Annotated in this window: 24 protein-coding genes; 12 read left to right on the top strand and 12 right to left on the bottom strand. The window is 68.2% G+C overall.

The features are described from left to right. Positions 1–29 precede the first annotated feature (29 nt). Positions 30–1,685 carry an FAD-binding dehydrogenase gene (locus OHB24_RS15880; RefSeq protein ID WP_327639790.1) on the top strand — a complete coding sequence of 552 codons (1,656 nt, stop codon included), beginning with the start codon at positions 30–32 and terminating at the stop codon, positions 1,683–1,685. 89 nt (positions 1,686–1,774) lie between these two features. Then, positions 1,775–2,941 carry an alpha/beta hydrolase family protein gene (locus tag OHB24_RS15875; protein ID WP_327639789.1) on the top strand — a complete coding sequence of 389 codons (1,167 nt, stop codon included), beginning with the start codon at positions 1,775–1,777 and terminating at the stop codon, positions 2,939–2,941. Here OHB24_RS15875 and OHB24_RS15870 read toward each other — a convergent pair. Together OHB24_RS15870 and OHB24_RS15865 are read right to left on the bottom strand one after the other, a co-directional pair. Continuing rightward, positions 2,925–3,632, bottom strand: a complete 708-nt coding sequence (locus OHB24_RS15870; protein ID WP_327639788.1) for a serine protein kinase RIO — start codon at positions 3,630–3,632, stop codon at positions 2,925–2,927. The two genes, OHB24_RS15875 and OHB24_RS15870, sit on opposite strands and share 17 nt — an antisense overlap. Positions 3,633–3,993: 361 nt before the next feature. Beyond that, complete coding sequence (locus OHB24_RS15865; RefSeq protein ID WP_327639787.1) at positions 3,994–4,707, bottom strand: NIPSNAP family protein; 714 nt, start codon at positions 4,705–4,707, stop codon at positions 3,994–3,996. A gap of 166 nt (positions 4,708–4,873) precedes the next feature. Between OHB24_RS15865 and OHB24_RS15860 the strand changes: the two genes are divergently transcribed. The 3 genes from OHB24_RS15860 to ku are packed head-to-tail and all read left to right on the top strand — an operon-like array spanning position 4,874 to position 7,449. After that, positions 4,874–5,668, top strand: coding sequence for a sigma-70 family RNA polymerase sigma factor (locus OHB24_RS15860; protein ID WP_327639786.1), 795 nt, complete (start codon positions 4,874–4,876; stop codon positions 5,666–5,668). 19 nt (positions 5,669–5,687) lie between these two features. Beyond that, entirely contained in the window at positions 5,688–6,551 is an 864-nt protein-coding gene (locus OHB24_RS15855) for a hypothetical protein (protein WP_327639785.1), read from the top strand. A 37-nt stretch (positions 6,552–6,588) separates the two neighbouring features. After that, the gene (ku, locus tag OHB24_RS15850; protein ID WP_327639784.1) at positions 6,589–7,449 is read left to right on the top strand and encodes a non-homologous end joining protein Ku; all 861 of its coding nucleotides are present in this window, start codon (positions 6,589–6,591) and stop codon (positions 7,447–7,449) included. Here the strand turns inward: ku and OHB24_RS15845 are convergent. After that, positions 7,446–8,096: a hypothetical protein gene (locus OHB24_RS15845; protein ID WP_327639783.1), complete on the bottom strand. Its 651-nt coding sequence runs from the start codon at positions 8,094–8,096 to the stop codon at positions 7,446–7,448. The genes ku and OHB24_RS15845 overlap by 4 nt on opposite strands. 154 nt (positions 8,097–8,250) lie before the next feature. On the opposite strand from OHB24_RS15845, the gene OHB24_RS15840 reads away from it, so the two are divergent. After that, positions 8,251–10,341, top strand: a complete 2,091-nt coding sequence (locus OHB24_RS15840; protein ID WP_327639782.1) for a thiamine pyrophosphate-dependent enzyme — start codon at positions 8,251–8,253, stop codon at positions 10,339–10,341. Here the strand turns inward: OHB24_RS15840 and OHB24_RS15835 are convergent. Continuing rightward, positions 10,334–10,810: a J-domain-containing protein gene (locus tag OHB24_RS15835; protein ID WP_327639781.1), complete on the bottom strand. Its 477-nt coding sequence runs from the start codon at positions 10,808–10,810 to the stop codon at positions 10,334–10,336. The genes OHB24_RS15840 and OHB24_RS15835 overlap by 8 nt on opposite strands. Before the next feature lie 79 nt (positions 10,811–10,889). On the opposite strand from OHB24_RS15835, the gene OHB24_RS15830 reads away from it, so the two are divergent. Both OHB24_RS15830 and OHB24_RS15825 read left to right on the top strand, forming a co-directional pair. Further along, entirely contained in the window at positions 10,890–11,471 is a 582-nt protein-coding gene (locus OHB24_RS15830) for a hypothetical protein (protein WP_327639780.1), read from the top strand. A gap of 173 nt (positions 11,472–11,644) precedes the next feature. Further along, complete coding sequence (locus tag OHB24_RS15825) at positions 11,645–11,950, top strand: protease inhibitor I42 family protein (protein ID WP_327639779.1); 306 nt, start codon at positions 11,645–11,647, stop codon at positions 11,948–11,950. Between the two features lie 60 nt (positions 11,951–12,010). On the opposite strand, the gene OHB24_RS15820 is transcribed toward OHB24_RS15825, so the two are convergent. Both OHB24_RS15820 and OHB24_RS15815 read right to left on the bottom strand, forming a co-directional pair. Further along, positions 12,011–12,430: a hypothetical protein gene (locus OHB24_RS15820; RefSeq protein WP_327639778.1), complete on the bottom strand. Its 420-nt coding sequence runs from the start codon at positions 12,428–12,430 to the stop codon at positions 12,011–12,013. A gap of 10 nt (positions 12,431–12,440) precedes the next feature. Next, a complete protein-coding gene (locus tag OHB24_RS15815) occupies positions 12,441–13,547 on the bottom strand; it encodes a C1 family peptidase (RefSeq protein ID WP_327639777.1) in 1,107 nt (368 codons plus the stop codon). Positions 13,548–13,954: 407 nt separating this feature from the next. Here OHB24_RS15815 and OHB24_RS15810 point away from each other — a divergent pair, with 407 nt between their 5' ends. From OHB24_RS15810 to OHB24_RS15800, 3 genes are read left to right on the top strand one after another with little or no spacing between them, the layout of a single operon-like run. Further along, entirely contained in the window at positions 13,955–15,499 is a 1,545-nt protein-coding gene (locus tag OHB24_RS15810) for an aldehyde dehydrogenase family protein (protein WP_327639776.1), read from the top strand. Further along, entirely contained in the window at positions 15,499–16,650 is a 1,152-nt protein-coding gene (locus tag OHB24_RS15805; RefSeq protein WP_327639775.1) for an NAD(P)/FAD-dependent oxidoreductase, read from the top strand. The genes OHB24_RS15810 and OHB24_RS15805 overlap by 1 nt, the downstream gene beginning before the upstream one ends. Then, positions 16,650–17,570 carry an ornithine cyclodeaminase family protein gene (locus OHB24_RS15800; protein ID WP_327639774.1) on the top strand — a complete coding sequence of 307 codons (921 nt, stop codon included), beginning with the start codon at positions 16,650–16,652 and terminating at the stop codon, positions 17,568–17,570. The genes OHB24_RS15805 and OHB24_RS15800 overlap by 1 nt, the downstream gene beginning before the upstream one ends. Positions 17,571–17,652: 82 nt before the next feature. Here the strand turns inward: OHB24_RS15800 and OHB24_RS15795 are convergent, their stop codons facing one another. The 4 genes from OHB24_RS15795 to OHB24_RS15780 form a co-directional block, all read right to left on the bottom strand. Next, a complete protein-coding gene (locus OHB24_RS15795; RefSeq protein WP_327639773.1) occupies positions 17,653–18,396 on the bottom strand; it encodes an SDR family NAD(P)-dependent oxidoreductase in 744 nt (247 codons plus the stop codon). Further along, complete coding sequence (locus tag OHB24_RS15790; protein ID WP_327639772.1) at positions 18,393–18,872, bottom strand: SRPBCC domain-containing protein; 480 nt, start codon at positions 18,870–18,872, stop codon at positions 18,393–18,395. The genes OHB24_RS15795 and OHB24_RS15790 overlap by 4 nt, the downstream gene beginning before the upstream one ends. Then, a complete protein-coding gene (locus tag OHB24_RS15785; RefSeq protein ID WP_327639771.1) occupies positions 18,869–19,183 on the bottom strand; it encodes an ArsR/SmtB family transcription factor in 315 nt (104 codons plus the stop codon). The genes OHB24_RS15790 and OHB24_RS15785 overlap by 4 nt, the downstream gene beginning before the upstream one ends. Before the next feature lie 65 nt (positions 19,184–19,248). Further along, positions 19,249–19,899 (bottom strand): hypothetical protein, encoded by a 651-nt coding sequence (locus OHB24_RS15780; RefSeq protein ID WP_327639770.1) that lies wholly within the window; start codon positions 19,897–19,899, stop codon positions 19,249–19,251. A gap of 183 nt (positions 19,900–20,082) precedes the next feature. Between OHB24_RS15780 and OHB24_RS15775 the strand changes: the two genes are divergently transcribed. After that, a complete protein-coding gene (locus OHB24_RS15775) occupies positions 20,083–21,129 on the top strand; it encodes an ABC transporter substrate-binding protein (RefSeq protein ID WP_327639769.1) in 1,047 nt (348 codons plus the stop codon). 173 nt (positions 21,130–21,302) lie between these two features. Here OHB24_RS15775 and OHB24_RS15770 read toward each other — a convergent pair whose 3' ends face one another. Next, positions 21,303–22,655 carry an aromatic amino acid lyase gene (locus OHB24_RS15770; protein ID WP_327639768.1) on the bottom strand — a complete coding sequence of 451 codons (1,353 nt, stop codon included), beginning with the start codon at positions 22,653–22,655 and terminating at the stop codon, positions 21,303–21,305. After that, positions 22,655–23,668 (bottom strand): ornithine cyclodeaminase family protein, encoded by a 1,014-nt coding sequence (locus tag OHB24_RS15765; RefSeq protein ID WP_327639767.1) that lies wholly within the window; start codon positions 23,666–23,668, stop codon positions 22,655–22,657. Before OHB24_RS15765 ends, OHB24_RS15770 begins: the two co-directional genes overlap by 1 nt. Positions 23,669–23,724: the final 56 nt, after the last annotated feature.

The following is a 23,724-nucleotide window of genomic DNA, read 5'->3' as shown; positions in this document are numbered from 1 at the left end:
TCTTCGCAAGTGCGCTATACATTGCCGACATGGACGCTGATGTGATCGTCGTCGGGGCGGGGCTGGCCGGACTGGCCGCCACCGCCGAACTGGCCGACGCGGGCCGGAAGGTACTGCTGCTCGACCAGGAACCCGAGGCGTCGCTCGGCGGCCAGGCGTTCTGGTCGTTCGGCGGGCTGCTGTTCGTGGACTCCCCGGAGCAGCGCCGGATGGGGATCAAGGACTCCCGCGACCTCGCACTGCAGGACTGGCTCGGCTCGGCCGGGTTCGACCGGCTGGACGACGAGGACAAGTGGGCGCGGCAGTGGGCCGAGGCGTACGTCGACTGGGCGGCCGGCGAGAAACGTCCGTGGCTGCATGCCCAGGGCGTGCGGTTCTTCCCGGTCGTCGGCTGGGCCGAGCGCGGCGGGTACAACGCGGACGGCCACGGGAACTCGGTGCCGCGTTTCCACATCACGTGGGGCACCGGGCCGGGCCTGGTCGCGCCGTTCGAGCGCCGCGTGCGGGAGGCCGTCGGGAAGGGACTCGTGGAGTTCCGGTTCCGGCACCGGGTGGACGAGCTGACGGTGACGGGCGGTGTGGTCGACGGCGTCGCGGGCAAGGTGCTCGAGCCCAGCGACGTACTGCGTGGGGTGTCCAGCTCACGGACCGAGGTCGAAGACTTCCAGCTGACCGCGCAGGCGGTGATCGTCACGTCCGGCGGGATCGGCGGCAACCACGATCTGGTCCGCTCGCAGTGGCCGAAGCGGATGGGCGAGCCGCCGAAGCGGATGATCAGCGGCGTACCGGCGCACGTGGACGGCCGGATGCTCGCGATCACCGAGCAGGCCGGCGGCCGGTACGTGAACCGGGACCGGATGTGGCACTACACCGAAGGCATCCAGAACTGGGACCCGATCTGGCCGCAGCACGGCATCCGGATCCTGCCCGGGCCGTCGTCGCTGTGGTTCGACGCGACCGGGAAGCGGCTGCCGGTGCCGCTGTTCCCCGGGTTCGACACGCTGGGGACGCTCGAGCACATCATGACGACCGGGTACGACTACACGTGGTTCGTGCTGACGCAGAAGATCATCGAGAAGGAGTTCGCGCTCTCCGGCCAGGAGCAGAACCCGGACCTGACCAACAAGGACGTCAAGGGTGTACTCGGCCGGGCCCGCGGCGGTGCGACCGCGCCGGTCCAGGCGTTCATGGACAAGGGCGCCGACTTCGTTGTCCGCGGCAACCTTCCGGACCTGGTCCGGGGGATGAACGACCTGACCGGTGACAACCTGATCAGGCTCGACGACCTCGAGCGGCAGATCGTCGCGCGGGACCGGGAGCTGACCAACACGTTCACCAAGGACCTGCAGATCACCGCGCTGCGCGGCGCCCGCAACTACCGCGGCGACAAGCTGATCCGGGTCGCGTCCCCGCACCGGATCCTCGACCCGAAGGCCGGCCCGCTGATCGCCGTACGGCTGAACATCCTGACCCGCAAGTCCCTGGGCGGTCTGCAGACCGATCTGGAGTCGCGCGTACTGCGGACCGACGGCACTCCGCTCCCCGGTGTCTACGCCGCCGGTGAGGTCGCCGGGTTCGGTGGCGGCGGCATCCACGGCTACCGATCGCTCGAGGGCACCTTCGTCGGCGGTTGCCTCTTCACCGGCCGTACGGCGGGACGCGCGGCCGCGAAGGCGGTGTCCTGAAGGCGGTGTCCTGAGGGACCACCGCAGGGCCCGGTGTTGTGTGCTCCGATCCGATGTCCGAGCAGAAGGGCGGCTCCTAGCGTGACCGCATGCGCCGTCTCTTCAGCTTGCTCACCGCCACTGTCCTGCTCGCAGGTGTAACCGTGCCGGCCGAAGCTCACCGGAGCGTTCGCGTCCCGGGTGCCGAGTACCAACAGGTCGCACACCTCGACGACCTGACCACGGCCGGCACGGTCGCGTCGGGTCACACCAATCCCGCCGACTACGCAGGACTCACGCACGCGGGTCTGCCGCAGCAGTCCGGCGTACCGGGGGTCCAGATCGACGGGTACTTCCCGGACAACTCGCACACCAACGCCAACCACGGCTGGAACCACGACTCGCAGTTCGTGATCCGGCTGCCGCGGACGTGGAACGGCGGACTCGTCGTGTCCGGATCACCCGGCGTACGAGCGCAGTACGCGAACGACAAAGCGATCTCGGACTATGTGCTCTCACTGGGCTACGCGTACGCCGCGACCGACAAGGGCAACACCGGCGCGGCCTTCTACACCGACGGTCTGCGTCCCGGCGACGCGATCGTCGAGTGGAACGTCCGTACGACGCAACTCGCGCGAGCCGCTCGCGCCACGGTGTCGCAGTACTACGGCCGCCCGGCGCGCGAGGTGATCGCCGCAGGCATCTCGAACGGCGGCTACCTGGTCCGCTGGCAGCTCGAGAACCACCCGGATCTCTTCACCCGCGGCGTGGACCTGGAAGGCACGCTGTGGAAGGCCGATGGACCGAACCTCTTCACGTATTTGCCTCAGGCAATCAAAGGCTACGAGCAGCACGACCCGGCTGCGATCGTGGCGGCGGGTTTCGATCCGCGCTCGGACTTCCTCTGGGACTACCACTACACGGTCTACTGGAAGCTGACCCAGCGCATCTACGCCGCCGAGCTCGACCCGACGTACACCGGGAGCGAGGCCGACTACGACTACACCCAGCGGCCCGAGGCACACCGGGCGATCAAGCGGATCGCGCTCACCGGCAAGATCAAGAAGCCGCTGATCACCATCCAGGGCACGTACGACAGCCTGCTGCCGATCACCCAGGATTCCGACGTGTACGCCGAGATGGCCCGAAGGACCGGCCTGCACACGTACCAGCGGGTCGAGGCAGGTAACCACGTCGACGGCCTCGTCGACACCTACCCCGACCAACTGGTACCGCTCGTCCCCCTGTTGCAGCGGGCAATCAGAACACCATTGTGAGCAGGTCGGCGAAGAGCTCTTGTTCGTCGATCTCCAGCCCGCGGTTCGTGAACCACGCGGCCATGTTGTGGCAGTCGCGCAGCAGGAAGTCCATGCCCTTCGGGTTGCCGACGATGTCGACCACCTGCGGCAGGTCGATCATCACGATCCGCTCCCTCTGGGCGAGGACGTTGTACGGCGAGAGGTCGCCGTGCGCCAGCCCGGCCCGGGCCAGTTCACGCATCCCGCCGCGGAGTTGCTCGAAGTACTGACCGAGCAGCTCCTTCGACGGCCGGACCTGGGCGAGCCGTGGCGCGGCACCACCCTCACCGTCGTCGATGAACTCCATCAGCAGTTCGGTGCCGTCCACCTGGACGGGGTACGGCACCGGGACGCCGGCTTTCCACAACCGGTTGAGGGCGTCCCACTCGGCGTACGCCCACTGCCCGGCCGCGACACTGCGGCCGTGCGCGGTCTTCTTGTGCATGGCTCGGCTGTCGCGACTGTTGCGGGTACGGCGTCCTTCGACGTACGACGTACTGCGGTGGAAGGACCGGTGCTCCTCGGTGCGGTACCGCTTCGCGGCCAGCAGTGAGGATTTCGCCGGGTTGTCGCCGATGGCTTCGACGGCCCGTTCGACCAGGAAGACGTCGGCTTCCTTACCGGTTTTGAGGACGCCGAGCTCGGTGTCGATCGCCGCCTGTTCCGTCACAACCCAATCGGGTCGTGGTTCCGGGCCGCGAGAACCGCGCTCGACGTCCAGCCAGGTGGACCACCGCTGATCCGGGCCCAGTTCTTCAGCAACCGAGTGGAAACTGAAGACGAAGGCGCCGGTCGGATCCGGTTGGGACTCGTCACGGGTCAGATCTGCCCAGCGAGAGTCAAGGTCGGGGTAATTAGCTGTGAGTTCGTACTCTGCAGACAACTGGTGTGCTCCTGAACGAAGAAGTGGAACTGACGCGGACATGCCGCAGCACAGTGATGGCCATCCGTCAGCCCTCCTTAGTCCAGGCAGCGTTCGCCGCCGCTCGGTCAACCCAGGATGCCCGCCCGACCCGGGCCCCGCAACGTATTTACCGGAACTGCGATCGCGCGGTCGGCCGCAGCCGGAGTTCCTGGACCGGTTTCGCCGAGCGACAGACCAGTTCGGGCAGCACCCGCTGCTGCCAGACCCGCGACTCGGCGAGCCGCCGGCGATGGTCGTCGTACGCCGTGTCGTCGGCGAACCGCGCGAACCAGGTGAGCACCACCTCGTCCCGTAGCGGCAACGCCGGAAAGTTGTTCTCGGCAACCAAACTCTCGAGGACCGCGACCGGCGCGGCACCGGTCGCGGTGAGCACGGGCACAACCTGATCGGTGAAGAACTCGACGAACCCGTCGTCCTCGGCCGCGCGATGGTAGACCGCGCCGCCGATCACCGAACTCGCAGTGTCGCCAGGCCTCGGCGCGTCGAGCGCCGGGTAGCCGGGCCCGAGCCGCACGGGCTTCAGCAGCAGGGCGTTGTCCGAGTCGATCATCGTCGTGTTCGCCGCCGCGGCGTGCGCGCGCCAGACCGGCCCGTAGTAGAACGCGTTCAGCGCGTCCGCCCGCGCGGGCAGGTCGCGGAACCCGCGGATCCAGACGAACCGATCCGGATCGTCCAGATCGCGGAACTGACCGACGATGTGCATACCGGTCTGTTCCTGCCCCTCCACCAGCTGTGCGTCGAAAAGATCGATCAGGGCGTCCCGTTGCCCGGGGTGCAGCGTGTACTGGCGCAGGTCGACGACGGCGCAACACTCGTTCATGAGTGTGAGCAAACCACTGAAACCTGACAGTTACTGTCAGGCGACAAGCGTTTCAAACACCCGTAACAGTCGGGTACTTGAAAGCTCCGGCCGAGTTTGATCTGGTGGAGCTAGTGGTTCAGCCCCTGCCACTAGGCCTGCACGACGACACGACGAGGTATCTCCCGTGACGATCGCAACTGCAGAACGCAACAAGCAGAACATCGCCGATGCCACCCACGAGCTGCTGCTCGAGGCGGACAGCGTCCCGGACCCCCGGCACCAGGCGTGCCTCGACGAGGTCGTCCTCCTGAACGCGCCGGTGGCGAGATCGATCGCCTCGCGGTACCGCAGCAAGGGCGTCGACGCCGACGATCTCGAGCAGGTCGCGTACCTCGGCCTGGTGAAGGCCGCCAACGGCTACAAGCTGGAGGCGTCGTCGGCGTTCCTGTCGTACGCCGTACCGACGATCCGCGGTGAGCTGAAACGGTACTTCCGGGACTGCGCCTGGACGATCCGGCCGCCGCGCCGGGTCCAGGAGATGCAGGGCAACATCGCCGCCGCGGAGCCCGAGCTGATCCAGCGGCTCGGCCACGTGCCGACCGACGAGGAGACCGCGGCAGCGCTCGGCACCGATCCGTCCGAGGTCGCCGAGGCCGCCTCGGTCCGCGGCTGCTTCAGCACGCTGTCGCTGGACGCGCCCGGTACGTCGGACGGCGGGACGAGCCTGCTGGAGACGGTCGCCGACGCCGAGGACGGCTACGACCTGGTCGAGAACGTGCACACCCTGACACCGGCGGTCGCGAACCTCGGCGAGCGGGACAAGCGCATCCTCCAGCTCCGCTTCTGCAACGGCTTCACGCAGGAGGAGATCGGCCACGAACTCGGCGTCAGCCAGATGCAGGTCTCCCGCCTGCTCCGCGGCATCCTCGAAACCCTCCGCACCGAACTGGCCCAGCAACGAGGCCACAGCAGCTGCTGATTCAGGTAGCGTCGCCTTCGTGGATTACGAGGAGGCGGCCGATGCGGTCTATGCGGCGCCGGCGGCCGACTTCATTGCTACTCGCAACGAGCTGGCCAAGCAGCTGAAGGCCGGCGGCGACGCGAGCGGTTCGACCCGGCTGAAGGCGCTGCGCAAGCCGACGGTCGCGGCCTGGATCACGAACCTGGTCGCCCGCACACTGCCCGACGAGCTCGACGACCTGCTCGCGCTCGGCGACGAGTTCCGGGAGGCGACCGCCGATCTCGACGGCGAGCGGCTGCGGGACCTGACGCCGAAGCGCCACCGGCTCCTGGACAAGCTGTCCAAGGAGGCCGCCCGGCTGGCCGCCGACGAAGGCCAGAAGGTCAGCCCGGACGTCGGCCAGAAGTTGCGCGAGACGCTGGACGCCGCGCTGGTGGATCCCGCCGCGGGCGACGCCGTACGCGAGGGCCGGTTGAGCAGCGCGTTGCGGCACGTCGGTTTCGGCGTCGTCGACGAGAACGGCGAGCCGTCCAACGTCACCCCGCTCACCGACGAGCGCCGCCAGGCCGCCCGCGACCGCCGGAAGGCCCAACAGGCCGAAACCGCGACCGCCGAGGACGAGCGCGAAGCCGCCCAGCGCAAGCAGGCGGAGGACGACGAACGCGAGGCGGCGGAGCGCGCCGTGGCCAAGGAGGCGTTCGAGGAGGCGGTCGCGGCTGCCCAGGCAGCCGAGGCGAAGGTCGAGGAGCTGGACACCCAGCTCGACAAGGCCCGCGAAGCGCTCTCCGAGGCCCAGGCCGGGGTCCACCGCATCGGCGCCGAACTCGACGAGGCCCGCCGAGCCGCCCGCGACGCCCAGAAAGAAAGCCGCGAGGCCCGAAAGCGCTACAACCGCCTCTGAACTGGGTACCGGCCGGGGCGGCGGAGAGGAGCCGGCGATGGCACGGGCGATCTGGAGCGGGTACATCAACTTCGGCCTGGTCTCGGTACCGGTCGGGATGTACAGCGCGACCCGGGAACACGAGATCGACTTCCACCAGTTCCAGAAGGGGACGTCGGACCGGATCCGGTACAAGCGGGTGAACGAACGCACCGGCCGCGAGGTCCCGTACGAGAAGATCGTGAAGGGTCACGACGTCGGCGGCGGCGAGTACGTGATCGTCGAGCCGGACGAGCTCGACGACATCGCGCCGGGCAAGTCCCGGTCGCTGGAGATCGACACGTTCGTCGATCTGGACGAGATCGACCCGATGCACTTCCAGAAGAGCTACTACCTCGGCCCGTCGGATCCCGAGAACGCCTCGTCGTACGCGCTGCTCCGGGACGCGCTGGCGAAGACGAACCGTGCGGGGATCGCGAAGTTCGTGATGCGCGGCAAGGAGTACCTGGCCACGATCCGGGCCGACGAGAAGGTGCTCGTGCTCGAGACCATGTTCTTCGCCGACGAGATCCGCGATCCGGACGAGGAGCTCGGCGATCTGCCGCGCAAGGCCGGCGCCGGCAAGCAGTTGTCGATGGCGGTCGACCTGATCGAGGCGATGAGCGGCGAGTGGAAGCCGGCCTCGTACGAGGACACGTACACCGAGCGGGTCAAGAAACTGGTCAAGACCAAGCATCAGGGCAAGGACGTCGTCTACTCCGAGGAGGAACCGCAGGCGACGAACCCGACCGACCTGGTCGCCGCCCTCCGCGCCAGCGTCGAGGAGGCCCGCAAGGCCCGCGGAGCGAAGAAGAAGACCACCACAAAGAAGACGACGGCCAAGAAGAAGACCAGTCGCAGCAAGAAGAAGGCTGCCTAGTTGTTGCTGTTGCCGAGGAGGTAGTGGCCGGGGTTGGACGGGGCGCCGGCGTCCAGCCAGCGGTGGAAGCCGTCGGGGTTGCGGCGTTCGAACTCGTCGAGGCAGATCCGGCGGACCTCGGCGACGGCCTGCCGGTCGCGGGGATCGGCGCCCTGGCCGAGCTGCGTCGCGGTCTCGGACCAGACCCCGCAGAGCTCCTCGATGGACAGCGGACACTGCAACGCCGCGATCAGCTTCTCGTCCTCCACGAGCTGCACCTCGCTCAGGCGCACCAGTTTGCGCTGCTTACGCGACGGACGCACCCGCGGAGCCCGATCGGGTACGGCGAGGTCGATCAACACGAACAGTGCGGCCAGGATCAGCGCCGTCACCACCCCGAGTGCACCCCACGCGAGCAGCCGCACCAGCCCCGGCAGGCACAGCACCGCGGCGGCGGCCGCGCTCGCGACCACGGCCGCCGAGCCGTACGGCGCATCGTCCGTCACGTGCCGGACCACCGCGGCCAGCGGCCAGACCAGCACGAACACCACGACCAGCAGGATCGACGCCGCCAGCGGACCGAGCAGGAGGACACCGGCGAGCGCGCCGGCTGTCCCGACTCCGAGACCGGCCGCGATCCCCACCCGCCGTACCCAGGAAAGCTGCATCACCAAGGCTCACTCACCGTCACCACACCCCACAGAGTCCCCCTCCCTCCTAGAACGAACAACCCCCAAGCGCGGTTCCCCCGGGTGACAGGGTGACCTGTTCAACTCGTGGGCGGAGCTGTGTTCGGCGCGGTGATCCCGGATCATGGATGAAATGAGGACCTTCGCCGAACGCGTCCGCGGCCTCGCCCCGGCCCCGTGGGAGCACGACGCAGAGCTGCTCCGCAGCCTGTACGACGCTCAGCTCGGCAGCCGGCACGCGGACCTCGCGGCCCGCTGGATGCAGTCCCAGGGCACCGGTTTCTACACGATCGGCTCGGCCGGTCACGAGGGCAACGCGGCTGTCGCCGCCGCTCTGGAGCCGACCGACCCGGCCCTCCTGCACTACCGGTCCGGCGCCTTCTACCTGACCCGCGCCGCCCAGTGCGGCTCGAAAGACGGCCTGCGCGACATCCTGCTCGGCGTCGCCGCGGCGACCAGCGAGCCGATCGCGGGCGGCCGGCACAAGGTCTTCGGCCGGCACGAGCTGTCGGTGATCCCGCAGACGTCGACGATCGCCTCCCACCTGCCGCGGGCGATGGGCGTCGCGTTCTCGCTGAACCGGTCGGCGAAGCTCGGCGTACCGTCTCCGTGGCCGTCGGACGCGATCGTGGTGACCAGCTTCGGCGACGCGTCCGCGAACCACTCGACCGCGACCGGCGCGATCAACGCTGCCCTGCACGCGTCGTACCAGGGTCTGCCGATGCCGTTGCTGCTGGTCTGCGAGGACAACGGGATCGGGATCAGCGTGCGCACCCCGGACGGCTGGATCCGGCAGGCGTACGGTTCGCGCCCCGGCCTGCGGTACTTCGACGCGGACGGCACCGACCTGGACGCGGCCCTGTCGATGGCGACCGAGGCGGCCACGTTCGTACGGCGGAACCGGCGCCCGGCGTTCTTGCGGTTGCGCACAGTCCGGCTGCTCGGCCACGCGGGCTCCGACGTCGAGGCGGCGTACCGCTCACCCGTGGAGCTGGCCGCGGACGAGGAGCTCGACCCGCTGCTCGGTACGGCGCGCTACCTGCTCGGAGCCGGCTACACCGCCGACGAGATCATCGAGCTGTACGACGAGAAGCACGCCGAGGCACTGCGGATCGCGGCCGAGGTCGCGGGCCTCCCCCAGCTCACCTCGCCCGAAGCCGTCGCCGCGCCGTTGCGTTTCCCCGCGCCGGAAGCGGTGGCCGAGGCGTTGCCGCAGCGGACCCCCGCCGCGGAACCGTTGACGCTCAGCCAGTCGATCAACCGCGCGCTGAGCGACGTACTGGCGTCCTACCCGGAGGCGATGGTCTTCGGTGAGGACGTCGGTCGCAAGGGCGGCGTGTACGGCGTCACCCGTGGGCTGCAGAAGGCGTTCGGGCCGCCCCGCGTCTTCGACACGTTGCTCGACGAGCAGTCGATCCTGGGGCTCGCGCTCGGGGCCGGCGTCTCGGGCCTGCTGCCGCTCCCCGAGATCCAGTACCTCGCCTACCTGCACAACGCCGAGGACCAGCTCCGCGGCGAGGCGGCGTCGCTGAAGTTCTTCTCGCAGGAGCAGTACGCGAACCCGATGGTGCTGCGGATCGCCGGCTACGGGTACCAGAAGGGCTTCGGCGGTCACTTCCACAACGACGACGCGATCGGCGTCCTGCGGGACATCCCGGGAATCGTGATCGCGTCACCGTCCCGTCCGGACGACGCGGCCGCGATGCTGCACGCGTGTACGGCGGCGGCCCGGTCGTCCGGCACCGTCAGCGTGTTCCTCGAGCCGATCGCGCTCTACCACCGCCGGGACCTGTACGAGGACGGCGACGAGCAGTGGCTGGCGCCGTACCCCGACGAGCCGGTGCCGATCGGACGCGGCCGGACGTACGGCGACGGCACCGGGCTGACGATCGTCACATTCGGGAACGGCGTACCGATGAGCCTGCGAGTGGCGGCCCGGGTGCCGGGGATCCGGGTCCTCGACCTGCGCTGGCTGGCGCCGTTGCCGGTCGAGGATCTGTTGCGCGAGGCAAACATCACCGGTCGGGTACTGGTCGCCGACGAGACCCGCAGGTCCGGCGGCGTGTCCGAAGGCGTCCTGGCCACGCTGATCGACCACGGGTACGCCGGGCGGCTGGCCCGGGTGACGAGCTACGACTCGTACGTCCCGCTCGGAGCGGCGGCGCACGACGTACTGCTGAGCGAACAGACCATCGAGAAGGCGGCCCGCGAACTACTCAGCTGAACAGTCGCTGCCAGAAGGACTTCTTCTTCGGGCGAGGCTCCTCGGCGGGCCGCGGAAGCGGTTCGCGTGCGGGGCGTTCCATCCGCCACTGGGCGATGACCACGTCCTCGTCCACCAGGCCTGTCGGCACGACCGGTCCGGTGGTGTCGCGGATAGCGAGCCGGATCCGCTTGTTCAGCTCGGCCAGGTACTCACGGACGTCGGACTCGCGGCGCATCCCGCGGACCTTCTCGTGGACCTGCTGCTTCTCCTTGCGGAGCTGCATCGCCGACGGCAGCAACGCGTCGGTCTCGATGTTCTCGCGGCGGATGAAGTCCTTCACCCACCAGTCCGGGTCGTGCCCGTCGGCCAACTCCAGCGGCTTCCCGGCTCCTGCCAGGTCGTCGAACTCGCCGGCCTGCTGGGCTCGCTTGATCTGAGCCTCGACCCAGTCCTGGGTCTTCATGCCCGGTGGCTTGCGCTCGGTCATGGTCAGTTCCCCATCTGACGGTTCCTGTGAACTACAGAATACCGGCTTGTGAATGGAATCACAAGGCATACTTCAGGGTGTGGAGCTGACCGACGAGGAGATCGCGGCGATGACACCGCAGGAGCGGCGGGAGCTGATCCTGCGGCTCGCGCCGCAGCCTCCCGGGTTGCCGTCCCTGCGGACGATCGACCGGATCCGCAAGTGGCGGACGGTCCTGATGCTGGTCTGCGCGGCTGCCCTGATCCCGTGGACCGTGTACCTGGCGATCACCCTGCCCAGTCACTACGTCGCGCGGAACTGGGTCGCGACCTGGGTCGGGTTCGACATCCTGCTGCTCACGATGCTGGTGCTGACCGCGCTGGCCGGCTGGAAGCGCAAGCAATTCGTGTTCCCGACCGCGTTCGCGTCCGGCGTCCTGCTGATCTGCGACGCCTGGTTCGACGTGATGACCAGCCAGCGCGGCGGCGACCTCACCCAGGCGCTGCTCAGCGCGTTGCTGGTCGAGTTGCCGCTGGCCGTCGTACTGATCGCCGGTCCGCTCCGCCTGCTCCGGTACGTCGCCATTCGGCACGGCATGATCCACCCCGGGTCCCACCTGTGGCGGATGCCGATCCCGATCCCGGACCTCTACCCCGATCACAAAGTGCCGCCGCCGACCTAGGTCCTGTCTGGTAATCCAGCGCCGTAGCGAGGAGGTGCTCGGTGCGGTGGCTCGGCGTGCGGGGGCGAAGGTCTCGATGCGGAGCATCGTGGCCTTTGCACCCGTGCGGCGAGGTGCCGTGCCGAGTGCCCCGCAGTAGGCGATGGATTGCCAGACAGGACCTAAGGTGGGCTATGGCTGACGTAGAGGTGGTTGCAGGGGGCGAGGACGTGTCGGTGGCGGTCCACGACACGGTGACGGTGCGACTGCCGGAGAACGGCACCACGGGCTATGTCTGGTCCATTGCTGAGCGCGGAGAGGGACTCGGCCTCGCGGACGACCGCCGTGTGGCGGCGGACGGGGCGGTTGGTGCGGGCGGGGAGCATCTGTTCCAGCTGCGAGCGGAGCAATCGGGTGACTGGCAGGTCGGTTTCCGGTTGGCCCGGGAGTGGGAGTCCGGCGCGCTCGAGGAACGGCGACTCAGGGTTCGAGTGAGCTGAGACAGACCGGTGGCCCGGACACCGGCTGGCGCGCCGGCCCCGGGCCACGGTGTTCGTGGACTACCAGAGGTAGATCTCGTAGATCATCCCGTCGGCCTCTTCTCGCAGGCTTGCGGGCCGGTTGGTCTGTCGTGCCTGGCTCGCCAGTGTCACCAGGGCCTGGAAGGAGCCGTCGCGGCCGTTGAAGATCTTCTTCCAGCCGACGCCGACGATGTGCACGAACGCGTTGCGCGTCTGGTCGATGGACCACAGCGCGTCGATCTGTACGTTCGTGTGCCAGCTGACGGTGACGCCCTCGCCGGTCTGGGCACCTGCGGCGCTCGGCGGCGTCAGGGTCGGTCCGGCTGCCGACTCGACCTTGAGCGCGGCGATCTGCTCATCGGTGATGGTCGGTGCCGCGAGCCCGCCTGCTTCGGAGGTGGACAGCTCGCCCGGCGGCGTCAGGGTCGGTCCGGCGTGGGTATTGGTAGTGGTGGTCATGATCGGCTCCTCACCATGCGTAGATCTGTGTGACGCTGCCGTTGTTCTCGTACAGCCCGACTTGGCGGCCGAGAGCCTTCGCAGCGGCGAGCTCGGAGGCCATCGCGTGGGACGTGACCGGCGATCCGCTGTCCAGGTGCACCCAGCCGCGCTGGGCGCCGTACGCCCACAGGTTCGCGTCGGCCTCGTTGCTCCACAGGGCGGTGACCAGCTGGTTGGGCAGCCAGGCCGTCAGCGCGACGCCGCGAACGGCGCAGGTCTGGTAGGACTCGATGCCGCACTCGCCGTAACCGATACGGAAGTAGCCCGAGTCGCCCCAGCCGACACCCCAGCTGTTCCGGGCGATCCAGCACTGCTGCGCGTCGTCGTACCCGATCAGGACGACGCAGTGGCCGCCGGCGAGGTTGCCGGTGACGTGCTTGTAGACGCCGGTCCGGTAACTGAAGAAGTCCTGGAAGACGTTGAAGCACGCGGTCACCGCGCCGTACTTGGAGATGTCTTCCTTCATCTGCAGCGCGTTACCGGAGATCGTGGCCCAGTCGGTCACCTTGACCAGCTGGTTCGGCCAGTCGGCGTTGATCTTGGTGTTCCCGTCCTGGTCGCCGGCGGTGTACGGGTAGTGGCTCTCGAAGGTGACGCCGGTCGCCTTGGCATGGGTGAGTGCGCGCTCGGGCCACCAGCCGTTGCCGCAGTTCCGCCCTTCGGACCGGGCGTAGATGTAGAACAGCTGAGCCTCGGACAGATCCAGCGGCATGGCCGTACGCCGCGTGTACTTGAACACGACCTCCGTGGCGCCTGCGGTGCCGAACGCGACACAGGAACCACAGCCGCCCTGATCCTTCACCGGCGAGTCGTAGCTGACGCCGCCGACCTTGCGTACGTCGAACGCGGCCGGAGCGCCGATGTTCTCTGCCTTCGCCGCGATCGCCGCGGCGGCATCGGCCGCAGCCGTCTCCTGCAGCTCCGGACGCGGCGGGACACCCAGCCGGATCACGCGCTCGCTCTCCTCGAGGGCCGTGATCGAGGTGTACGCCATTTCCCACGGTTGGCCAGCGGCTTCCAGTGCCGCCGCCAATGTTTTCAGCTCGAGCGGACGCGGGCCCGAATTGTCAGCCATTACACAAATACCCCCTGATTGATTTTCGGCGCACTGCGAAACACCACCGCAGGCAAGCCGGAGCGACTGGCCGACAGGCAAGCCAGAATCGACGTTTTCCCCACCCGACCAGCGGAAATCCTCACCGGATCCCCAACTTCGAACCTATGCCTGTTCGGGTCGCACGGCAACACTTGTATCCGATATCAGGAATCGTGAATTAATGACCGGACTCGATACGGACCGAGAGAATCTCACCGTATCCAATATCATCACTCGTGCGATTGATTAGCTACCCGAGCGATATTCGTCGCGCATTCAACGACAATTAACGGTCTGCCACTTCCGCGAACGAGGGTTGGCAACGGCGGGGTGGATGACGGAGGGTGGGCTGCACCCCCTAAGTCCCTGAGCGAGAGGACCCATCTGTGTCGTCCGTGATCTTGTCCGTAGTTGCCGGAGAGCGGGTCCAGAAGCCCGGCCGGACCACTCGATCGACCAACCCCGCACAGTTGAGCGACGTCGTCGGGACGATCGGCAGCGCAGGGCCGGAAGTGTTCGTGCAGGCCGCCGAAGCCGCCCGGTCCGCGCAGGCCGCGTGGGCCGCGACCCCGGCGCCGCAACGCGGCCAGGTGATCTCGAACGTCGGCCGGCTGATGACCCTGAACAAGGACCGGCTCGCCGCGCTCGTCACCCGGGAGATCGGAAAGCCTCTGGGTGAGGCGCTCGGCGAGGTGCAGGAGATCATCGACACCTGCGACTTCTTCCTCGGCGAGGGCCGGCGGCTGTACGGGCAGACCGTGCCGTCGGAGATGCCGGACAAGCAGCTGTTCACCTTCCGCCGCCCGGTCGGCACCGTCGCGGTGATCACGGCCGGCAACTTCCCGGTCGCGGTCCCGTCCTGGTACATCGTCCCGGCGTTGCTCTGCGGCAACACGGTCGTCTGGAAGCCGGCGGAGTACTCCACGGTCGTCTCGGACGCGTTCTACGAGATCTTCGCGCACTCCGGCGTACCGGCCGGGGTGTTCAACCTGGTGTACGCCGACGGGCCGGACACGTTCAGCGGTCTCGAGCAGGCGTTGGAGGCCGGGCTGATCAACAAGGTCGGGTTCACCGGATCCAGTGCGGTCGGCACCCGGATCGGCGAGTTGTGCGGTCGGCACCTGCAGACGCCGTGCCTGGAGCTCGGCGGCAAGAACCCGATGGTGATCACCGAGGACGCGGAGCTGGACCTGGCCGTCGAGGGCGCGTTGTTCTCCGGCTTCGGTACGGCGGGACAACGGTGCACGTCGTTGGGGACGGCGATCGTGCACCGGTCCGTGTACGACGAGTTCCTGGACCGCTTCGGGCAGGCGACCGCGGGCGCGGCGATGGGCGACCCGACGCAGGACGTGCTGTTCGGGCCGTTGCTGGACGAGAAGTTCGCGGCCGGGTTCGAGAAGTCGTTGGGGTGGATCGCGGCGCACCACCGGGTGATCGGCCGGACCGGCCGGGTCACGGCAGACAACCCGCGAGCAGGGTTCGTCGGCGATCCGGCGACCGGGTTGTTCTACCACCCGACGATCGTGGCCGACGTGCAGGCCGATGACGAGCTGTTCCTGAACGAGACGTTCGGGCCGGTCGTCAGCCTCACGCCGTACTCGACGCTCGACGAGGCAATTGCTCTGGGCAACAAGTCCGGATACGGGCTGTCCAGCTCGATCTACACGACCGACCCGAACAAGGCGTTCCGGTTCGCGCAGGGGATCTCGGCCGGGATGGTGAGTGTCAACAACTCGACGTCCGGCGCCGAGGCGCACCTGCCGTTCGGCGGCAACGGGAAGTCCGGCAACGGCTCCCGGCAAAGCGGGATGTGGGTCCTCGACCAGTTCACCCGCTGGCAGTCGATGAACTGGGACTACTCGGGCAAACTGCAAAAGGCGCAGATGGACACCGAAACGGTCGAGGCCGACCTGTCGTTCCAGCTCCCCTGATGGAATCCGCCGACGTGGTGGTTGTCGGTGGTGGGGTGATGGGGACGAGCATCGCCTTTCACCTGGCCGAGGCGGGTGTGCGGGATGTGGTGTTGCTGGAGATGAACGAACTCGGGTCAGGCTCCACCTGTAAAGCGGCAGGTGGAGTACGGGCGAACTTCTCGGACGAGGTGAACATCGCGCTGGGCGCCCGCAGTCTCGAGGCGTTCGCACGCTTCGGCGAACGTCCCGGTCAGGAGATCGATCTGCATCGGGTCGGGTATCTGTTCTTGCTGGACAGCGCGGAGCAGGTCGAGCATTTCCGCGAGAGCACCGCGTTGCAGAACAGGTTGCAGCAGAGCTCAGGCCTTCCGACGCGGATGATCTCGGTCGACGAGGCGGTCGCGCTGGCGCCGGTCGTCACGCCGGACGGCCTGGTCGGGGCATGCTTTTCACCGAGCGCGGGGCACTGCACGCCGGAGTCCGTCGTACTCGGATATGCGTCGGCCGCCCGACGACTCGGGGCACGGCTGATCACCGGGTGCGAGGTGCTCGGAATCGATGCTTCTGACAACCATTTGACGACGGTGCGGACGAACCGCGGAGACATTCGGACCGGGACGGTGATCTGTGCGGCAGGTGCTTGGTCCGCGCAGCTCGGTGACATGGTGGGGGTGGACCTGCCGGTCGTTCCGTTGCGGCGGCAGATCGTTGTGACCGATGCGGTCCCGGGACTACCTGCCGGCTTACCGATGACGATCGACTTCGGTACGACGTTCTACTTCCACCGCGAAGGTCCCGGGCTCCTCGTCGGCATGTCCGATCCCGACGAAGAGCCCGGATTCCACCTGAACCGCACGGACACGTGGATCCCCCGGCTGACCGAGGCGATGGCACGACGAGCGCCTTCGCTCCTCGACGTCGGGCTGACCAGCGGCTGGGCCGGCCTGTACGAGGTAACCCCCGACCACAACGCCCTCATCGGCGAGGCGGACGGGGTCTCGCGATTCCTTTATGCGACAGGGTTCTCGGGGCATGGGTTCCTGCAGGGACCTGCTGTCGGCGAGGTGATCCGCGACCTGTACCTGGGCCGGGAACCGTTCGTCGACATCACTCCACTGAGCGCCGACCGCTTCCGCTCCACCGTCCGGCCCGAGCGGAACATTGTCTGATGACGGCTCTCCTGACCCGGTCGGACGTTCTGCGGGCGCTCGACGTACCTGCTGTGCTCGAGGCGTTGCGTGCCGGATTCCTGCAGTCGAGTGAGATCGAGCCGCTGCGGATCCGGACCGATTTACCTGGTCCCGGTACGGCGACCGCGCTGCTGCCGGGCGTGATCCCGGGCATCCCGGCGTACACCGTGAAGGTCAACGCCAAGTTCCCCGGTGCCACGCCGGCCCTCCGTGGCGTCGTCTGTCTCCACGACCTGACCGACGGCACGCTCCTCGCGGTCCTCGACAGCTCCACCATCACCGCCTGGCGCACCGGCCTGGCAGCCGCGCTCGCCACGGATGCCCTGGCTCCGCCAGGAACGGTCGGCATCATCGGGACCGGTGCTCAGGCGGCGATGACACTCGCCGGGCTGGCCGCCCTCCGGCAGGTCGACCGCCTCGTTGTGTACGACGTCGTACCAGAGCGCGCCTCGGAATTCCTTGCCCGGCAAGGGATTCCGGGTGTGGTGGTGAGCAACCCGCGGGAGGTGGCTGCCGCGGCCGAGGTTGTCGTACTGGCCACCTGGTCTCGGGAACCGTTGCTCACCGCGGCCGATGTCCGACCTGGGTCGCATCTCACGACGTTGGGAGCCGACGAGCCCGGGAAGGTGGAACTGTCCGCCGACTTGCTGACGGCCGCCCGCGTGATCGTCGACGACCGCGCCCTCGCCGCACAGATGGGCGCCTTGGGCAACGTTGGACTGTCGGCCGATGCAGCCCACGCGACGCTGACCGAGGTACTGACCGGAGCCATCGCCGGCCGCCGATCGGCGGATGAGGTCACCGTTTACGCGCCCGTCGGACTGCCGTGGCAGGATCTCGCGATTGCCTGGCCTGTCTACCAGGCCTCTGACTCCCGGACGATCGACTTCCTGAGTTAGGTCCTGTCTGGTGATCCAGCGCCGTAGCGAGGAGGTGCCGTGCCGAGTGCCCCGCAGTAGGCGATGGATTGCCAGACAGGACCTAATTGACGACGGCGCCGGCGGTGAGGTTGATGGCGGTGCCGGTGATGGAGGCGGCGCGGTCGGAGGCGGCGAAGGTGGCGATGGCGGCTACGTCGGAGAGCGTGGCCGCGCGGTTGAGCATGGTTTGGGCGGCGGTCTGCTCGGCGACCTCGCGGCGGAAGTCCTCCGGGTAGGTGTCCGGATTCGACTCCGGTATGCCGTTGGTCTGCAACGTGATCACCCGGATGCCGTGCGGTCCGAGCTCGCGCGCCAGGCTGCGCCGCAACGCCTCGACAGCACCGAAGCCGGCCTGGAACGCGCCGAGGTTCGCCGCCGGGTCGCCGTACCCGCCGAAGGTCAGGATCACGCCGGATCCTTGCTCGACCATGCGCCGGGCGGCCGCGCGGGACGTGAGGTAGAAGGTGCGCAGCATGTTCCGCACCGGCTCCTCGACATCGGCGAGGGACATGTCGATCAGCGGCGTACCGAAGTACTGCGTGTGGCCGATCAGGTTGAACGAGATGTCGATCCGGCCGACCGCCGCGGCATGGTCGTCGACCGATCGTTCGTCGAACGCGTCGACGACCGCGACCTCGGTCTTGCCGCCCGCGGCGCGGATCTCGTCCGCGATCCGTTCGAGGCGTTCCGCCGTACGTCCGGCCAGGTGAACGGTCGCACCCTCGGCAGCGAACGCCTTGGCGACCGCGCCGCCGATCGGTCCGGCCGCGCCGTACACGATCGCCTGTTTGTCGTTGAGCATCATGAGTTGGCCTCCTTGGCCAGTTCGGTGACGAGGTCGTCGAGTTGCCGCATGGACGCGCGGATGCCGCGCTCCATGCCGCCGTCGACGTACAGGTCGCGGTCCTCGACTGCGAAGAACACGGTGTTCTGGGTCAGGGTGGTGACCCCGTCGGCCTCGTCAAAGGTGATCAGGTTCAGGTAGACGGTTCCTGGTGCGTGGTCGAACTCGTACGTCTGCACGATCCGGTCCGGCGTCGGCTCCCCGTGGTACAGCCCGTGGAACACATAGCCCTTGCCGTCGCCGTCGTAGTGCGTCCAGCGCCAGCGACCGCCGTGCTGCGGGTCGAGCTGGTTCACGACCAGCTCGAGCCCGGCTGGACCGAGCCAGCGCTTCACCAGGTCGGGCTCGGTGTACGCGCGGAACAGCAACTGCCGCGGCGCCCGGAACTCCCGGATGATGACGACCTGCGGCATGCCCGGCTCCGCGATGACCTTCACGACTCGTCCTTCAGGTCGTCGAGCAGATCGTCGAGACGGTCGAAGCTCTCCGTCCAGTAGGCCCGGTAGTCCATCAACCAGCCGACAGCCGCCCGGAGCGGTTCGGCCTCGAGGTGACTGAGCCGGGCCGTCGCCCGTTGCGAGCGGCTGATCAGCCCGGCGTGCTCGAGGACCTTCAGGTGCTTGGAGACGGCCGGTTGCGACATGTCGAACGGCGCCGCGAGCTCGGCGACCGTCGCGTCGCCGTGCTTGAGCTGGGTCAGGATCGCCCGGCGGGTCGGGTCCGCGAGCGCCGCGAAGACGCCGGTCAAACCGTCTTCATAACCATGTGGTTTAAGAACCATATGGTTAAGAATGCTCCCGGCCGCCCCGGCTGTCAACCAGGCGTCTGCTCCCAGTTGTCCGGATCGCACCAGGCCGGGTCGATGCCGCGGTCGATGCAGTACTGCCGGAGGAGTTGCTCTCGCGTCGACGGTGTGCCGGTCGGACGCGACGGCTTCACGGTCGTCGTACTGGTGGTCGTGCGCGTCGGCTTCGGCGTGGTCCGCTGGGTGGTCTTGGTCGCGGTCGGCGTGCGGGTCGGGCGCTGAGTCGGTCGCCGGGTCGGGCGGGTCGTCGGGCGCTCACTCGGTACCAGGATCGTCCGCGGTACCAATGGCGGCGTGGTCGTCGGCGGCGGTACGACGGGACTCGTCGAGCTGACCACCGGACCCGGGGACGGCGATTCCTCGACGAACTTCACCGCCGCCGAGTCATCCGGTCCACCGAACTGGCCGATCACGAGCACCGCCCAGAGATTGACTCCGGCGAACACGATCATCGCGGCCCCTGCGGCGTACGCGGCTCGGCGGGACGGACCGCCGTACCGGCCGATCGGGCCGAGGACCGGCTCCCCCTTGCCGTCGACCCAGAACTTCCACCCCTCCGGAGCCGGCGGCCAGGACGGATCCGGGCGCCAGGTCGTCGGCGGGACCCAGTTGCGCCGAGGCGGGGAAGGCCAGCTCGGCGGCACCACGAACCGCTTCAAAGAGAACTCCTCCACTCACCGTCGCCGATCCCCGCATCAGCCCAACGACACAGACCCGCCGCGGGCTACTTGCGGCTTCACTACGGCCTGCGTGTCGGCTCGCTTTTCCGATCAACCCCCGCGCTGAACGGGGTTTAGTCAGGTTAGGCTTACCTCCAACGCCTTTCGGAGGAACCGTCCGCCATGGCTCTGTCCCGTATCCGGTCCGTCGCGGCCGTCGCGATCGCCGTACTCGCCCTGAGCACCGGACTCGCCGCGTGCAGCCAGGACGACACCAAGAACTCCGCCGCGAGTACCGGTGACACCGCAGGATTCCCGGTGACGATCGACCACCTGTACGGCTCGACCACGATCAAGGCCAAACCGCAGCGGGTGGTGACGCTCGGCGGCGGCGACATGGAGGCGGCCATCGCGCTCGGGGTGATCCCGGTCGCGGGCGCCGACTGGTTCGGCAACACGCAACTCCGCGGCTGGGTGAAGTCCGCACTCGGTGACAGGCCGGCCCCGAAGCTGATCAACGCGTCCGAGCCGAAGTACGAAGAGATCGCGGCCTTGCAGCCGGACCTGATCATCTACGTCAACACCATCAACGACAAGAAGCAGTTCGACACGCTGAACGCGATCGCGCCGACGATCGCGGCGCCTGCCGGGACCAAGAACGTGTACGGCGTGCCGTGGCAGGACCAGGTCCGCGAGATCGCCAAGCCGACCGGTACGGCGAGTGCGGGCGAGCAGGTCGTGAAGGACACCGAGACCTTGCTGACCGACACCGCGAAGGCGAACCCGGACTTCGCCGGCAAGGTCATCACCGCGGGCGTGTACTCGGCGAACAGTCTGAACGCCTGGCTCCCGTCCGACCCGCGGATGCGGCTGCTCACCTCGCTCGGGTTCAAGACCAACCCGCAGATCGACGCGCTGGAGAACGGCGACTTCTACGTGAAGATCTCGCCTGAGCTGACTCCGAAGCTGAACGCCGACGTGATCTTCATGGCCGCGCTGGACGGCGCCGGCAAACTCGATCCCGCGCTCGTCAACGACAAGGTCTGGAACGCACTACCGACGGTCAAGTCCGGCCACGTCGCGTACTGGGGCGGCGCCCCGGTGATCAACACGGCAACCCCGAGCGGCGAGTTCTCCAGCGCGATGTCAATCGGCGGCCCCCTCGGAATCAAGTACGCGCTACCAAAGCTGGTCCCAATGCTGAAGAACGCACTGGCCGGAAAGGGCTGAACGGGCTCTTCTGCAGCTCGACAGGATGTGTCGGGTCGCCGGGTAGTGCACCTGAGCGTGAAAGCGTCCACGCGTACACCGTCCCGCCGGTGCACTACCTGTCGACCTGCACATCACACATCCAGCCCCCCGCACACCAAGAGAGAAGGCACAACACCGTCGGATATCCCCGGTTACAGCACGTCGGTGAGGAGTTTGGTTAGGTCCTGGCCGAAGGGGCGGTCCGCGTCGATCGGGGGTACGGCGGCGTCGACTGCCTGCATGAGGTCTTGGAGGCCTGGGGGGATCTTGCGGGGCGAGAGGGCGAAAGCTTGGCGTACGGCGAGTAGTTCGCAGGCGGTGGTCTCGCGGGTGAGGCGGATCGCTTCGCCGAGGTTGCCGACCGCTTCCCAGGAGAACGTCTGCACGTCCTCCTGACCGTTGGACGTCTCCGCCGTACTGATTGCCGTGGGCAACGTCAGGCGGCGGAGCTGGTGGGTGGTCGCGACCGCGCGCTTGTGGACGGCGACCAGACCGGCCTGCGGGCCTGGGTCGCGGGCGAGTTGGGCGGTGAGGCCGGTGACGTTCGGGTCGAGCAGGCGGTGCAATCGTGCTGTCGAGACCTCGGCGGCGTGTGCCAGGGCGGTTGTCAGGTGATCGCAGTGCGCGGCGAGATCGATCCCGTGAAAGCCGGCAGTGCCGACGAACTCGCCGTCCAGGTACGCCGGTGAGTCCGTCACGCCTGTGAACGCCCGATCCACCGCGTCGTCCAAGTGCTGCAGGGTCCGCCGAAGGTGGGCGTTCACGTGCCCCGCGACCCGGAACGAGACCGGCGCCTGCAGACTGCGTGGCTCCGGCTCGGGGCCCGCCAGCTCTCGAAGCCGAGCGAACTCATCCCCCAGCTCGTCGTCCCCACGTGCCGCGAGCGGTTGATACGGGTCCCGGTTGGCGGCGATGACTGCGATCACCCCGGCCGCGACGGTGGTGAGGTGATCCGCCAAGCGGTGTGCTCTGGTTGCGTGGAGTGCGGCTCGGCCGGTCGCGCCGGGGATGCCGGCCAGCAAGGCGATGCCTTCCTTTGGACCGGGATCCAGGGACGCGAACGCGTGCGCGAGCGGGATGATCTCGCCTGCGGAGCCGGCGCCTTCCGCCGGGATGTTCGGGAGAGGGCCGTTGTTGATGAGGGCAACCAACTGGTGGATCAGTTCGATCGAGACGGCCGCGTCGCCGGTGAGGAAGGTTTTCAGGCGGCCGATGAGGACGGCGCGGGATTCGTCGGGTGGGAGCCAGGGTGGGCCGCCGACGGCTCTGCCCAGGAGGAGATTGCGTTGGTGGACCCGCTGCTCGTCTTCCGTCAGGCGGACCTTGCTCAGGTTGCCCATACCGGTGTTGACGCCGTACACAGGCCGACCGGAGCGGAGGGTGTCGAGGGCGGCGGCGCGGATCGTGGCCAGATGCTCGAGGAGAGCCGGTGCCAGCTCGATCTGCTCGGGGCCGGCCGGATCCAGTTCTGCGGGTTCTTTGATGATCATCAGTGGCTCTGTCATCAATGGAAGAGGAGCATCGTGCCGACGTCGGCGGCTTCGGCTCGGCGGAGGATCAGGTGGGCGATGGCGACGTCCAGCAAGGACAGGCCGCGGTGCCAGAAGAGGTTGCGTTCGGCATCGTTCTCGCGGCCGGGTTTGCGGCCCGCGACGATCTCCCCGATCTCGGCGTACAGCGTCTCCGGCGACAGCCGCCCGCTGTCCACGTGCCGGCGCAGCGACCCGAATCGCCCGGACTGCGCCTCCCGCCAGTCGTCGACGACCACCTTGTCCATCACGTCGAGCAGATCGAGCTCGACCGCCGAGACCGTCCCGTACGGTACGACGAACGCGCCCGGCCGGACCGCCGCCGTCCGCAGCAGCGGCTCGGGCTCAGTGAGACGAGTGGCCTCGACGAGTACGTCGGCGCCGTCGAAGGCCTCCTCCGCGGTCGCGCACACGCGGACCGGCGTGGTCAGCTCCGCGGAGAGTTCCGCGGCGAACTTCTCCCGGGACTCCGGCCGTCGCGACGTCACCCGGATCTCGTCGAGGTCGAGGAGGTCGTCGAGCATCGTCACGTTCCACCACGCCGTACCGCGGGCGCCGGCGTGCGCGAGGATCTTGCTGTCCCGGCGGGCCAAGTGGCGGGCGCCGACGGTCGTCATCGCGCCGGTGCGGGCCGCGGTGATCATCGTCGCGTCCAGGACCGCGAGAGGTACGCCGGTGGTCGGGTCGAAGAGGGTCGCCATCGCGAGCTCGCTGGGCAGACCCTTCTGGTAGTTCGGGACGAAGTCGCCGACCACCTTTACCCCGCTGACCCCGTGCTCGCCGAGGCCGTCGAGGTGCCCGCGGAGGACGTTGAAATGGCCGATCCCGCCGTTGTTCGGCATCAGGTGCATCCGCGGCTCGAAGCTCGTCCGGCCCTCGCCGTGCTCGCGGACCGCGTCCTCCACGGCGTCCACAATCTCCAGCCGGGTCAGCCCCAACCCGTCGATGTCGGGGCCGCTGAGGAAGCGCAGCCAGATCCCGTCCGTCACATGGCTCCTTCGGTTGCCGTCGGTCGATACTTTAGTTTCAGGCCGTCACGTTACGT

This window comes from Kribbella sp. NBC_00482, assembly GCF_036013725.1.
Taxonomy (GTDB): domain Bacteria; phylum Actinomycetota; class Actinomycetes; order Propionibacteriales; family Kribbellaceae; genus Kribbella.
This window is presented reverse-complemented; position numbering and strand designations above follow the sequence as displayed.